Origin of the sequence: Nocardiopsis potens DSM 45234, assembly GCF_000341105.1 — a bacterium.
GTDB classification, from domain to species: Bacteria; Actinomycetota; Actinomycetes; order Streptosporangiales; family Streptosporangiaceae; genus Nocardiopsis_A; species Nocardiopsis_A potens.
In genome coordinates this window covers 13,335-25,894 of sequence record NZ_ANBB01000068.1, presented here as the reverse complement: position 1 = coordinate 25,894, position 12,560 = coordinate 13,335, and the positions used below count along the sequence as shown (strand labels likewise).

Annotated in this window: 12 protein-coding genes; 9 read left to right on the top strand and 3 right to left on the bottom strand. The window is 74.5% G+C overall.

Annotated features, from left to right (window positions below):
- The first annotated feature begins 114 nt into the window (after nt 1-114).
- From D459_RS0126355 to D459_RS0126345, 3 genes are all read left to right on the top strand, one after another.
- On the top strand, nt 115-813 hold the full coding sequence (locus D459_RS0126355) for a TetR/AcrR family transcriptional regulator (RefSeq protein ID WP_017595995.1): 699 nt from the start codon (nt 115-117) through the stop codon (nt 811-813).
- 203 nt (nt 814-1,016) lie between these two features.
- Nucleotides 1,017-1,802: an enoyl-CoA hydratase/isomerase family protein gene (locus D459_RS0126350; RefSeq protein ID WP_017595994.1), complete on the top strand. Its 786-nt coding sequence runs from the start codon at nt 1,017-1,019 to the stop codon at nt 1,800-1,802.
- The gene (locus D459_RS0126345) at nt 1,799-3,358 is read left to right on the top strand and encodes an AMP-binding protein (protein ID WP_017595993.1); all 1,560 of its coding nucleotides are present in this window, start codon (nt 1,799-1,801) and stop codon (nt 3,356-3,358) included. The genes D459_RS0126350 and D459_RS0126345 overlap by 4 nt, the downstream gene beginning before the upstream one ends.
- A 69-nt stretch (nt 3,359-3,427) precedes the next feature.
- On the opposite strand, the gene ilvA is transcribed toward D459_RS0126345, so the two are convergent.
- Together ilvA and ctaD are read right to left on the bottom strand one after the other, a co-directional pair.
- Entirely contained in the window at nt 3,428-4,708 is a 1,281-nt protein-coding gene (ilvA, locus tag D459_RS0126340; RefSeq protein WP_017595992.1) for a threonine ammonia-lyase IlvA, read from the bottom strand.
- A gap of 122 nt (nt 4,709-4,830) precedes the next feature.
- Nucleotides 4,831-6,474, bottom strand: a complete 1,644-nt coding sequence (ctaD, locus tag D459_RS0126335; RefSeq protein WP_086003924.1) for an aa3-type cytochrome oxidase subunit I — start codon at nt 6,472-6,474, stop codon at nt 4,831-4,833.
- 153 nt (nt 6,475-6,627) lie between these two features.
- Between ctaD and D459_RS0126325 the strand changes: the two genes are divergently transcribed.
- The 5 genes from D459_RS0126325 (at nt 6,628) to D459_RS0126305 (ending at nt 10,139) form a co-directional block, all read left to right on the top strand.
- A complete protein-coding gene (locus tag D459_RS0126325) occupies nt 6,628-7,128 on the top strand; it encodes a MarR family winged helix-turn-helix transcriptional regulator (protein WP_017595989.1) in 501 nt (166 codons plus the stop codon).
- 89 nt (nt 7,129-7,217) lie between these two features.
- Nucleotides 7,218-7,562: a hypothetical protein gene (locus tag D459_RS32905; RefSeq protein ID WP_017595988.1), complete on the top strand. Its 345-nt coding sequence runs from the start codon at nt 7,218-7,220 to the stop codon at nt 7,560-7,562.
- 62 nt (nt 7,563-7,624) lie between these two features.
- On the top strand, nt 7,625-8,851 hold the full coding sequence (locus D459_RS0126315) for a GNAT family N-acetyltransferase (protein WP_017595987.1): 1,227 nt from the start codon (nt 7,625-7,627) through the stop codon (nt 8,849-8,851).
- Nucleotides 8,852-8,986: 135 nt separating this feature from the next.
- Nucleotides 8,987-9,577 (top strand): helix-turn-helix domain-containing protein, encoded by a 591-nt coding sequence (locus D459_RS0126310; RefSeq protein WP_017595986.1) that lies wholly within the window; start codon nt 8,987-8,989, stop codon nt 9,575-9,577.
- A 43-nt stretch (nt 9,578-9,620) separates the two neighbouring features.
- Complete coding sequence (locus D459_RS0126305) at nt 9,621-10,139, top strand: GNAT family N-acetyltransferase (RefSeq protein ID WP_017595985.1); 519 nt, start codon at nt 9,621-9,623, stop codon at nt 10,137-10,139.
- A 139-nt stretch (nt 10,140-10,278) separates the two neighbouring features.
- Here D459_RS0126305 and D459_RS0126300 read toward each other — a convergent pair whose 3' ends face one another.
- Nucleotides 10,279-10,743 (bottom strand): MarR family winged helix-turn-helix transcriptional regulator, encoded by a 465-nt coding sequence (locus D459_RS0126300; protein ID WP_017595984.1) that lies wholly within the window; start codon nt 10,741-10,743, stop codon nt 10,279-10,281.
- A 148-nt stretch (nt 10,744-10,891) separates the two neighbouring features.
- Here D459_RS0126300 and D459_RS0126295 point away from each other — a divergent pair, with 148 nt between their 5' ends.
- Entirely contained in the window at nt 10,892-12,103 is a 1,212-nt protein-coding gene (locus D459_RS0126295) for an MFS transporter (RefSeq protein ID WP_017595983.1), read from the top strand.
- Nucleotides 12,104-12,560 lie beyond the last annotated feature (457 nt).

Sequence of the window (12,560 nt, the reverse complement as noted above, 5' to 3'; positions counted from 1 at the left end):
CGGAATCGCGCGGCCGGGCCCGCCGCTGCCGGTACCGTCTCCAGGAGTCAGGGCGATCGGGTGATCGATCGGGAGGCGGCCGTCCGACCGGCCGGGAGACGGAGGCAGGGCACGATGAGCGCACGAGGCCGTTCCGGGGACGGCACCCAGCGGCGGGTCTGGGAGGCGGCCGTCCGCCTGTTCGCCGCGCAGGGGTTCCACGGGACCGGCATCCGGGAGCTCGCCGAGGGCGCCGGGCTGACCTCGGCGACCCTCTACCACTACATGGGCACCAAGGAGGACCTGCTCTTCTCGGTCATGCGCACCTGCCTGGACCGGCTGATCCGGGCGGCCGAGCGGGTGGCCGGCGAGGGGGGCGGGCCGGAGGCGGTCATCACCCGCCTCGTCCACGTGCACGTGCTCACGCACGCACTGCACCGGGACGAGACCACCGTGGTGGACAACGAGATCGGCGCCCTCGCCCCCGGGCACCGGACCGAGATGGTGCGCCTGCGCGACCGGTACGAGGAGTTCTGGCGGGACGCCATCGCCGACGGCTGCGACCGGGGCGCCTTCTCGGTCCCGGACCGCCGGCTGGCCCGGATGGCGGCGCTGGAGATGTGCTCGGGCGTGGCCAAGTGGTACTCCCCTTCGGGCCCGCTGGACCTGGACGCGGTCTCGGCGGCCCACGCCGTCCTGGTGCTGCAGATGCTCGGCGCCCCCGCCGGCGGGGCGTCCGCCGCACCGGACACCTCCGGTATCCCCGCCCTGGTCGAGGAGATCTGGCAGATCCGCCTCCCGTCCCTGCGCGCCCGCGCCCCGCACCCCGGCTGACCCTCCGCCGGGGCGCCCCGGACCGGCGGAGGCCCCTCCCCCCGCCCTGGGCGGGCCCCGCCGGGAGAAGCCCGACGCCCACCGGGGCCGGCCCCGGGCTGTTGACGCGGGCGGGGCGGGGTGCTTAGCGTTACCGCAGTCGATCAATCGATCGATAGTGACGGCGTCGGCCGTCGCTCGGCACGTCCTCCGGGAGGCTCCAGGTGTCCGAAACGCGGTCCGGCGGCGGGCGGCCGCCGTCGGTCGAGTGCGAGGTCGAGGGCGGGGTCGGCGTCATCCGGCTGAACCGCCCGGAGTGCCTGAACGCGGTCGACGGCGCGCTCGTCGAGGAGCTGGGCGAGGCGTTCGACCGGGTCGCCCGGGCGCACGCCGGCGCGGTGGTGCTGGCCGGCCGCGGCCGGGCGTTCTGCGCCGGCCACGACCTGAAGGAGCCCGCCGCCGACCCGGCGGAGCTGCCCGCGCGGCTGGAGCGCACCCAGGATCTCACCCGGCGGATCCGCGCCTGCCCCGCCCCGGTGATCGCCGCCGTGCACGGCCACGCCGTCGGCATCGGGGTCGAGCTCGCGCTCTGCTGCGACCTGGTGATCGCCGCCGAGGACGCCCGGTTCCGCTTCCCCGAGGCGGGGCTGGGGCTCAGCATCACCAACGCGGCCTCCCGGCTGCTCCCCCTCCTGGTCGGCCCGCTCAAGGCCAAGGAGCTGGTGCTGCTCGGCGAACCGGTGGACGCCGCCGAGGCGCACCGGATCGGCCTGGTCAACACCGTCGTCCCGGCCGGGGCGCTGATGGACGCGGCCCTGGAGCGGGCCGCGCGGCTGGCCGGCCAGCCGCGCGCCGCCACCGCCCTGGCCAAGGAGGCCCTGACCGCCGGGACCGAGCAGGGCGTGGAGGCCGCGCTGGAGCTGGAGGTGCGGCACGCGCTCCGGACCGAGCGGCCCGCCGCGCTCTTCGCCGACCCGGTCGGCGCCAGCCGGGCCCGGGACGCCCGGTGAGCGCCGCCGAGCCGCCCCTGGCCGAACTCTCCCTGGCCGACCTGGTGCGCAGGGCGGCGCGCCGCTGGCCCGACCGGACCGCCTGGACCTTCGACGAGACCGGCCGCGACCTCACCTTCGCCGAAGTCGACCGGCTCACCGACGCGTTCGCCGCCTTCCTCGCCGAGGCCGGCGCCCGGCCCGGCGACCGGGTCGCCCTGATGACCGGCAACCGGCCCGAGTTCCCGCTCGCCTGGCTCGCCGCGGGCAAGCTCGGCGCGGTCGCGGTCCCGGTCAACGACCGCTACCGCGACCACGACGCCGCGCACGTCCTCGCGCACTCCGGCGCGCGGATCGCACTGGCCTCGGGCGGGTGCACCGGGCTGCTGGAGCGGATCCGCGAGTCGACCTCACTGGAGCTGATCGTCGACCTGGACGCGTTCGCCCCGCCCCCGGCCCGGTTCACCGCCCCCGTCCCCCCGGTCTCCGAGACCGTCGCCAACGTGCAGTACACCTCGGGCACCACCGGCGCCCCGAAGGGCTGCCTGCTGCCGCACCGGTACTGGGCCTCGCTCGCCGCCGGCCTGGTCGAGGGGTTCCCGGACATCGGCGCGGACGACACGGTGCTGACCGCGCAGCCGTTCCACTACGTCGACCCGCAGTGGAACGTCGCACTGGGCCTGGCCTCCGGGGCGCGGCTGGTGGTGCTGGACCGGTTCCACCCCACATCCTTCTGGTCGAAGGTGCGCGAGTACGGGGTGACCTGGTTCTACTGCCTGGGGATGATGCCCAGGCTGCTGCTGGAGATGCCGGCCTCGCCGGACGACCGGGCGCACCGGGTCCGGGCGGTCAGCGCCTCGGCCATCCCGGCCGACCTGCACGCCGCCCTGGAGCGGCGGTGGGGCGCCCCCTGGTTCGAGGCCTTCGGCATGACCGAGACCGGCGGCGACATCCGGATGGGGCCGGAGGACCACGACGCCTGCGTCGGCACCGGCTGCCTCGGCCGGGCCGTCCCCGGGCGCGAGGCGGCGGTCCTCGGCGCCGACGGGGCGCCGCTGCCCCGCGGGGAGGTCGGCGAGCTGGCGATCCGCGGGACCGGGCTGATGCACGGGTACTTCCGGGATCCCGAGGCGACCGAGCGGGCGTTCCGCGGCGGCTGGTTCCGCACCGGCGACCTGGCCCGGATGGACGCCGAGGGGCGGCTCTACCACGCCGGCCGGACCAAGGACATGATCCGGCGCAGCGGCGAGAACATCGCCGCCGCGGAGGTGGAGCGGGTCCTGGAGCTGCACCCGGCGGTCGAGGCCGCCGCGGTGCTGGCCGAGCCGGACGGGCTGCGCGGCGAGGAGGTGCACGCCGTGGTGGTGCCGCGCGGGAGCGCGTGCCCGCCCGAGGAGCTGGCCGGGTTCTGCGCCGAGCGGCTCGCCTACTTCAAGGTGCCGCGGTACTGGACCTTCCGGTCCGGGCTGCCGATGACGGCCTCGGAGCGGGTCGCAAAGGGCGAGCTGCGGAGGCTGCTCGCCGCGGAGCCCTCGGCCCGGTTCGACCGGGCCGCCGGGGCCGGCGGCCGGGCCTGAACCCGGCCCCGGCCCGGGTCGGCCTTCCCGACCCGGGCCGGCCCTGGTCCGACCCGGTCCGGGGCCGGGTCAGACCAGGAAGGCGAAGAGCGGGCTGTCCGGGGAGACCGGCTGGATCCGGTGCGGGGCCGCCTCCATCCGCTTCAGGATGGGCTGGAGGTTCTCCGGCGCGCCGAGCTCGATGCCGACCAGGGCCGGGCCGGTCTCCCGGTTGTTCCGCTTGACGTACTCGAACCGGGTGATGTCGTCGTCCGGCCCGAGCACGTCGTCCAGGAAGCGGCGGAGCGCCCCCGGCTCCTGGGGGAACTCGACCAGGAAGTAGTGCTTGCGGCCCTCGTGGATGAGCGAGCGCTCGACGATCTCGGCGTAGCGGCTCACATCGTTGTTGCCGCCGGAGACCACGCAGACCGCGGTCGCGCCCTCGGGCAGGCCGTGGTCGGTGTCGAGCGCCGCGGTGGCCAGCGCCCCCGCGGGCTCGCTGATGATCCCGTCGACCTGGTAGAGGTCGAGCATCTCGGTGCAGAGCCGCCCCTCGGGGACAGCGACCATGCGCGGCCGCCCGGCGGCGGCGATCGCGTGGGTGTAGCGGCCCACCTTGCGCACCGCGGCGCCGTCCACGAACGGGTCGATGTGCTCCAGCTCGACCGGGTACCCGGCCTCCAGTGCGCGCGCCATGCTCGCGGCGCCGGCCGGCTCGGCGCCGATCACCCGCACCCCGGGGTGGTTCTCCCGGAGCCAGGCGATGGTACCGGCGAGCAGCCCGCCGCCGCCGACCGGGACGATCACCGCGTCGGGGGCGCGGCCCAGCTGCTCCACCGCCTCCTTGACGACGGTGCCCTGGCCGGCGATGGTGCGCGGGTCGTCGAAGGCGGGGACCAGCGTCCGCCCCGTGGCCTCGGCGTCCGAGCGGGCCGCGGCCGCGGCGTCGTCGTAGGTCTCGCCGACCATGACGACCTCCACCGCCGCGCCGCCCAGCCGGGCCACCCGGTCGCGCTTCTGCCTGGGCGTGGTCCGCGGCAGGTACACCCGGGCCTCGGCGCCGATGGAGGCGCAGGCGAACGCGACGCCCTGGGCGTGGTTGCCGGCGCTGGCGCAGACCACCCCGCGCCGGCGCTGCTCCGGGTCGAGCGACCGGACCAGGTTGAGCGCCCCGCGCCCCTTGTAGGAGCGGACCTTGTTCAGGTCCTCCCGCTTGAGCAGCACGTTCAGGCCGTACCGCTCGGAGAGCCGCTCACCGCTCTGCAGCGGGGTGGGCGGAATCACCCCGGCGAACCGCTCCGCCGCCTTCTCCACGTCGGCCGCTGACACCGCTCCGGAGAGCGCCTCCGCGTCCGGGGTGTTCTCGGTCAAGGTCGGCCCCTCCGGTCTCGGCCCGTTCCGGGCATCCGTCACACCCTCAACACTACGGTCGCCCGGAGGGGCGGCGCGCGCGTTCCCCGGAAGCGGGGCGCGGAGGGCCCGCGCCCCGGGTGCTAGGCGTCCGCCGCGTGCGGGTGGTTCAGGTCGAAGGCCGGCCGCTCGGAGCGGATCCGCGGCAGCGAGGTGAAGTTGTGCCGCGGCGGCGGGCAGGACGTCGCCCACTCCAGCGAGCAGCCGTAGCCCCACGGATCGTCGACCTCGACCTTTTCTCCCTTGCGGTGGGTGACCCACATGTTCCAGAAGAACACCAGCGTGGAGATGCCCAGGATGAAGGCGCCGATGGAGGAGATCTGGTTGAGCTCGGTGAACCCGTCGGTGGGCAGGTAGTCGGCGTAGCGGCACGGGAAGCCCGCGGCGCCCAGCCAGTGCTGCACCAGGAACGTCATGTGGAACCCGAGGAACAGGCCCCAGAAGTGCAGCCTGCCGAGCCGCTCGTCGAGCATCTTGCCGGTGAACTTGGGCCACCAGAAGTAGAACCCGGCGAACATCGCGAAGACCACGGTGCCGAAGAGGACGTAGTGGAAGTGGGCCACCACGAAGTAGGAGTCGGTGACGTGGAAGTCGATCGGCGGTGACGCGAGGACCACCCCGGTCAGGCCGCCGAACAGGAAGGTCACCAGGAACCCGATGGCGAACAGCATCGGCGTGGCCAGCACGATCCGGCCGCCCCACATGGTGCCGATCCAGTTGAAGAACTTCACCCCGGTCGGGACGGCGATCAGGAACGTCATGAAGGAGAAGAACGGCAGCAGGACCGCCCCGGTGGCGAACATGTGGTGCGCCCAGACCGTCACGGACAGCCCCGTGATCGCGATGGTGGCCCCGATCAGGCTCTTGTAGCCGAAGACCGGCTTGCGGCTGAAGACCGGCAGGATCTCGGTGACGATGCCGAAGAACGGCAGCGCGATGATGTAGACCTCCGGGTGGCCGAAGAACCAGAACAGGTGCTGCCAGAGGACGGCGCCGCCGTGCGCGGAGTCGAACACGTGCGTCCCGACCATCCGGTCGGCGCCCAGCGCGATCAGCGCCGCCGCCAGCGGCGGGAACGCCACCAGGACGAGCGTGCTGGTCAGGATGATGTTCCAGGTGAACAGCGGGGTGCGGAACATGGTCATGCCGGGGGCGCGCATGCACAGCCCGGTGGTGATGAAGTTGACCGCGCCCAGGATGGTGGAGAGCCCGGTGATGACCAGGCCGAGGATCCACAGGTCGCCGCCGAGGCCCGGGGAGCGGACCGCGTCGGAGAGCGGGGTGTAGGCGAACCAGCCGAAGCTCGCCGCGCCGCCCGGGGTCAGGAAGCCCGCCAGCACGATGAGGCTGCCGAACAGGTACAGGTAGTAGGAGAGCAGGTTCATCCGCGGGAACGCCACGTCGGGCGCGCCGATCTGCAGCGGCATCAGCACGTTGCCGAACCCGGAGAACAGGGGCGTGGCGAACGCGAACAGCATGATCGTGCCGTGCATGGTGAACATCTGGTTGAACTGCTCGTACGACATCACCTGCTGCCCCGGGTAGAACAGCTCGGCCCTGATCAGCAGCGCCATGGCCCCGCCGATGAGGAAGAAGGCCATCGCGGTCACCAGGTACATGTAGCCGATGACCTTGTGGTCGGTGGTGGTCAGGAGCCCGACCAGCCGGCTCCCGGGCCGCCTGCCGGGGGCCGCGGTCGTCGTCGGCCGCGAGTCGGCTCGCGGCAGGGCCTCGGTGGACAGGGGGATCCCCTCCTCGGTGCGTTCGCGGATGCGGACCGGACCGGCCCGCAGATTCGATTAGTGCACGAATGGTTAGTGCACTATGAACCAGTAGGATCGTGGCACACCGTTCCGGAACCGCGCATCGAGGGGGCCGAAATGAGCGAGGGCACTCCCGAGATCGAGGACCCGCTGGCCTTGGAGCACCAGGTCTGCTTCGCCCTGTCGGTGGCGTCCCGCAGCGTGATCGCCCTCTACCGGCCGGTGCTGGAGCCGCTGGGCCTGACCCACCCGCAGTACCTGGTGATGCTCGCGCTGTGGCAGTTCGCCCCGCTGTCGGTCAAGGAGCTCTCCGCCCTGCTGGAGCTGGAGCCGGCCACCCTCTCCCCGCTGCTGAAGCGCCTGGAGGCCTCCGGCCTGGTGCGCAGGGAGCGCGCCGCCGAGGACGAGCGCCGGCTGCTGATCAGCCTGACCCCCTCCGGCCGCGCCCTGCGCGAGCAGGCCGAGTCCATCCCCTCCCGGATGATGGAGCGGCTCGGCATGGACGTCTCCGACCTGCTCGCCCTCAACACCACCCTGAACCGGCTCATCTCCGCCGCGCTCAGCACCGCCCCGGACGGCGCCGAGCAGCGGCGCCTCGGCGTCCCCGGCACCGCCTGACCCGCTTTCCGCACCCCGCCGAGCCCTTCTCCGCGCATTCAATTAGTGTCCTAATCATTAGTACGCTAACGTGAAGGAGGGGGCGGACCATGCCCGGAGTCCGCGACCGGGGCGCGCCGGCCCCGTCCACCGCGAAGGCGGCCTTCGCCGCCCTGCTGGCCGTGGCCGGATCGCTCATGCTCTGGGTCTGGACCGGTGCGCCCGGCTGGGCGCTCGGCGCCGGCGCCCTGCTCGCCGCGACCGTGCTCCGGTACGCCGTCCCGCGGCCGGCGCTCCCCCGCGCCGAGCTGCACGGCGGCCCGCTGGACGGCCGCCCCGCCCCGGCCCTGCCCCTGCCGGGGCGCACCCTCGTCCTCCGCTGCCCCGACGGGTCCCGGGCCCGCTACCGCAGGGACGCCTCGGGGCGGTTCCGGCACCTCGCCCCGCCCCGCTGACCGGTGCCCCGCCGGTAAAACCAGGTGCGCCCTGCCGCGCTCCGGGGCTACCGTCCGAGGTCATGGAGTACGACCCGGGCCTCCGCTTCGACGAGGTCCCAGAATCCCGGCTCGACGAGGCGCTCGACCTCGCCTACCTCGCCTTCCACGAGAAGAGGGAGGAGGAGCGGTACAGGCACCAGCGCAGGCTGCTGCTCGGCTGCGAACGCGTCGGCGCCTACGACGGGGACGCCCTCGTCGGCCTCGCCGCGGCCTTCCGGTTCGACCTCTCGGTCCCCGGCGGCGACCTGCCCTGCGCCGGCGTCTCGTTCGTCTGCGTCGCCCCGACGCACCGCCGCCGCGGCGCGCTCTCCGGCATGCTCGGCGAGCTGCACCGCCGCTCCGCCGAGAACGGCAGGGCGGTCTCCGCCCTGTGGGCCTCGGAGGACGTCATCTACGGCCGGTTCGGCTACGGGACCGCGACCCGGGGCACGACCATCGAGATCGACTCGCGGACCCCGCTGCGGCTGCGCATCGACCCCGACGAGGGCCCGCTGCGCCTGGTCGACCCGGCCGAGGCGCCCGCCCTGATCGGGCCGTACTACGAGCGCACCCGCGCGGAGCGCCCCGGCCGCATCGCCCGCACCGAGGCCTGGTGGCGCGAGGAGTGGCTGCCGGAGAAGGACCCGGACGAGGAGGAGGCCGGCCCGCCCCGGGTGGTGGTGCTCGGCGAGCCGATCACCGGCTACGCGCTCTACCGGGTCAAGGACCTCGGCGAGGACCGGCGCCCCGAAGTGCGCCTGGACGACCTGGAGGCCGACACCCCGGCCGGGGCCGCCGCGCTCTGGCGCTACCTCGCCTCGATCGACCTGACCGACAAGGTGCGGGCCTGGAACCGCCCGGCCGACGATCCGCTCCTGCTCTTCGCCGCCGACCGGGACCGGGTCCGGGTGACCGCCACCGCCCCCGAGCTCAGGCTCCGCCTGCTCGACCCCGGCGCCGCCCTGCGGGCCCGCTCCTGGGCCGCCCCGGTGGACCTGGTACTGGACGTGCGCGACGGGCACCTCCCCGGCAACGCGGGGCGGCACCGGCTGGCGGCCTCCCCGGACGGCTGCTCCTACACCCCGGCCGAGGGCCCGGCCGACCTGGCCCTGGACGTGCGCGACCTGGCCTCCTGCTACCTGGGCGACACCCGGGCGGCGGACCTGCTCCGGGCGGGACTGCTCACCGAGCACACCCCGGGCGCCGCGGCCGCGCTCGACGCGGCCCTCCGCACCGAGTCGCTGCCGCACACCGCCGACGATTTCTGACCCTTCTCCCGTCCGCTTTCCCGGCCCCCGGCGGGGCGTCCTCCCGCCGGGGGCCTCCGCTTTCCCGGGGGCGTCCCGGATCACACTCCTCCCCCCCGTTCCCCAGCCTCCCGCATTCGGGATATCTTCCCGGTTATGAGAGAGAACGGAGCGGACGGTGCCGACGGCGCCGACGGGGTCGACGCCCGCCTGGCCCGGCGCCTGGCCGAGCTGCGCACCGAGCGCGGCTGGTCGCTGGAGGAGCTGGCGCGGCGCTCCGGGGTGAGCCGGTCGACGCTCTCCCGGGCGGAGCGGCAGGAGATCAGCCCGACCGCGGCCGTGCTGAACCGGCTCTGCGCGGTCTACGGGCGGACGCTCTCCCTGCTGCTCGCCGAGGCCGAGTCCGAGCCGCCGCGGGTGGTGCGGGCCGGGGACCAGACGGTGTGGCGGGACGCCTCCTCCGGGTTCACCCGCCGCTCGGTCTCGCCCCCGGCCGCGGGGCTGCGCGGCGAGGTCACCCAGGGGACGCTGCTCCCCGGCTCCGACATCGCCTACGACGGCCCGCCGGTGCCCGGCCAGGAGCAGCACATCTGGGTCCTGGAGGGGGAGCTGGAGGTGACCGCGGAGGGCACCCCGCACCTGCTCTCGGCCGGGGACTGCCTGCGGTTCCGGCTGTGGGGGCGGTCCCGGTTCCGCTGCCCCGGCCCCGGCCCGGCCCGCTACGCCGTCGTGGTCGTCCTGCCCTGACCGCCCCTCACCCCCTTCCCCTCCCTCCCGAAGGAGCACGGCCGTGCACGCCATCACCCGCCTGTCCGCCGAGGAGTTCGACGCCGAGCTCGGCGGGCTGGCCGCCCTGCTCGCCGAGGCCGTCGCGGGCGGCGCCTCGCTGGGTTTCCGCTCCCCCTTCGACCGCGGGCAGGCGCTGGCCTGGTGGCGGACGCAGCGCACCGCCGTCGCGGAGGGGTCGCTGACCGTGTGGGCGGCCCGCGGGCCGCAGGGCACGGCGGGCACCGTCGCCCTCGCGCGCAGCCCCAAGCCCAACGGCGCGCACCGGGCCGAGGTGGTCAAGCTGATGGTCGCCCCGGCCGCGCGCGGGCGGGGGCTGGGCCGGCGGCTGCTGGAGACCGCCGAGCGGCACGCCGCGGCGACCGGGGCGACCCTGCTGCTCCTGGACACCGAGACCGGCAGCGCCGCCGACCGGCTGTACGCCTCGGCCGGCTGGACCGGCTACGGCACCGTCCCGGACTACGCCGCCGACCCGGGCGGTGCGCTGCGGGACTGCACCTTCTTCTACAAGCGGATCGGCTGACCGGGCGCGGTCCGATCGGCCTCTCCCGTCCGGTACCGGCCGGGAGAGGCGGCCGGACGGCGCGCCCCCGCGCCGCACCGGTCGTCCCCGGAGCGGGCGAGGAGCACCAGCGGGGGCGTTCCGCCCGGAGGCGGTCCGCTCAGCCGGTCCGCGCGGCCTGCAGGTCCTCCACGACGCGGGCCAGCGGGGCCAGTTCGGGGTCCTCTTTGGCCTCGTCGAGGGCTTCGCGGAGGGCCTCGTTGCTGGTCGGGCGGGCCTCCTCCAGGAGGGTGCGCCCGGCCTCGCTGACGTCGGTGTAGATGCCGCGGCGGTCGGTGGGGCACAGGTAGCGGGTGAGCAGCCCGCGCTCCTCCAGCCGGGTGACCAGCCGGGTGGCGGCCGACGGGCTGAGCACCACCGCGTCGGCGACCTGCTTCATCTGCAGGTGGCCGCCCTCCCCGTCGTGCTGCCGGCTCAACACGTCGAGCAGGGAGAACTCGCGCACGCTGATGCCGTGCCGCCGCTGCAGGCCGCGCTCGACGCGGGCCTCGATCCGCCCGTGCAGCAGCGACAGGGCGCACCAGCCCTGGGCGAGAGCGGTCATCGCCGGGTCCGTGGCGGTCATCCGAACCTCCTCAGCGGTCGGCGGCCGCCGGAAGCGGGGCGGCCGTCACACGAAGACATGATCCATCGTACAGCGCTTGCATATATACCGCGTCTGCAACTATTGTCTTCGCTTGTTACCAGCGCAGACATCTTTCTAAGGACGACTCATGCCCATCGCGCTCCTGGCCCTCGCCATCGGGGCCTTCGGGATCGGCACCACCGAATTCGTGATCATGGGGCTGCTGCCCGAAGTCGCGGCGGAGTACGGCGTCTCGGTCCCCACCGCCGGACTCCTGGTGACCGGCTACGCCCTCGGCGTCGTGGCCGGCGCGCCGGTGATGACCGCCCTGGGGACCCGGGTCTCCCGCAAGCGGATGCTCATGCTGCTGATGGTGCTGTTCATCGCGGGCAACCTGCTCTCCGCCGCCGCACCGGCGTTCGGCCTGATGCTGGCCGGCCGGGTGGTCGCCTCGCTGGCGCACGGCGCCTTCTTCGGCATCGGCTCGGTGATCGCCGCCGCACTGGTGGCCCCCGGGCGGCAGGCCACCGCCATCTCGCTGATGTTCACCGGCCTGACCGTGGCCAACGTCGTCGGCGTACCGCTGGGCACGCTGCTGGGCCAGACCGCCGGCTGGCGGACCACCTTCGTCGCGGTCGCCGCCCTGGGCGTGGCCGGGCTGGTGGGCGTCGCCGCGCTCGTCCCCGACCTGCCCAAGCCGCAGGGCGTGCGGATCCGGCACGAGCTGGCCGCGTTCCGCAGCCCGCAGGTCGTGCTGGCGATGGCGATGACGGTGCTGGGCTTCGGCGGCGTGTTCGCCGCGATCACCTACATCGCCCCGATGATGACCGAGGTCGCCGGCTACCCGGCCTCGGCGCTCACCTGGCTGATGGTCCTGTTCGGCCTGGGCATGGTCACCGGCAACCTGGTCGGCGGCCGCTTCGCCGACCACCGGCCGATGCCGATGCTCTACGCCTCGCTCACCGCGCTGGCCGTGGTGCTCGCGCTGTTCACCCTGACCGCGCACGACCGGACCGCGGCCGCCGCGACGGTCTTCCTCGTCGGCGCGCTGGGCTTCGCCACCGTCCCGCCGCTGCAGAAGCGCATCCTGGACCACGCCTCGGCCGCCCCCACCATGGCCTCGGCGATGAACATCGGCGCCTTCAACCTCGGCAACGCTCTGGCGGCCTGGCTCGGCGGGCTGACCATCGCCGCCGGGCTCGGCTACACCTCCCCCAACTGGGTGGGCGCCGTGCTGGCCGGCAGCGCGCTGGTGCTGGCGCTGGTCTCCGGCTCCCTGGAGCGGCGCACCCCGGCCGGCGCCGACACCGGCGCCGCCGCCTCCCCTGAGGCCGCCGCCCCGGTCCCGGCCGGCCGCTGACCGCCCCCGCCCCACCCCGTCCTTCCCCGGGCGCCGCCGCGCCCGGGGAAGAGGCGCTCCCCCGCCTCTCCGCACCGGCCCGGCCGTTTCATTCCGGCCGGAATCTCCGCCGCGCCCCGAACTTTCCCTTGACAGAATTGCGCAGAGCGGCTTCAATCTTCTCTCGTATCGCACCGCCCCTTTCCGTGACCGGAAAGCGGCCGGGCGGTACCCGACCCTGAGGAGTTGATGCCGCCGTGACGGTCTTCCCCGGCCTGCTCTAGATCCTCCTCCACGCCGCCGTCGGCGCCCCGGCGCCGCAGCGGTCGGCGATCGCGCACTTCGCGCTCTTCCCGGCATCGGCGCCCGCGCCGCCGCACCCTCCTTCCCGAAACGGCCCCCGGCATTCCCGACGGCCGTTTCCGACCCCTTTCCCGAGGGGTCCGGCCGAGGTGTTTCCGGCGCCGCACCGCCATGC

Excerpts from the sequence above, each read along its gene's own strand:
- D459_RS0126355 (WP_017595995.1), top strand. The coding sequence starts at position 115 with ATGAGCGCACGAGGCCGTTCCGGGGACGGCACCCAGCGGCGGGTCTGG.
- D459_RS0126325 (WP_017595989.1), top strand. The coding sequence starts at position 6,628 with ATGAGCGAGGGCACTCCCGAGATCGAGGACCCGCTGGCCTTGGAGCAC.
- D459_RS32905 (WP_017595988.1), top strand. The coding sequence starts at position 7,218 with ATGCCCGGAGTCCGCGACCGGGGCGCGCCGGCCCCGTCCACCGCGAAG.
- D459_RS0126315 (WP_017595987.1), top strand. The coding sequence starts at position 7,625 with ATGGAGTACGACCCGGGCCTCCGCTTCGACGAGGTCCCAGAATCCCGG.
- D459_RS0126310 (WP_017595986.1), top strand. The coding sequence starts at position 8,987 with ATGAGAGAGAACGGAGCGGACGGTGCCGACGGCGCCGACGGGGTCGAC.
- D459_RS0126300 (WP_017595984.1), bottom strand. The coding sequence starts at position 10,743 with ATGACCGCCACGGACCCGGCGATGACCGCTCTCGCCCAGGGCTGGTGC.
- D459_RS0126295 (WP_017595983.1), top strand. The coding sequence starts at position 10,892 with ATGCCCATCGCGCTCCTGGCCCTCGCCATCGGGGCCTTCGGGATCGGC.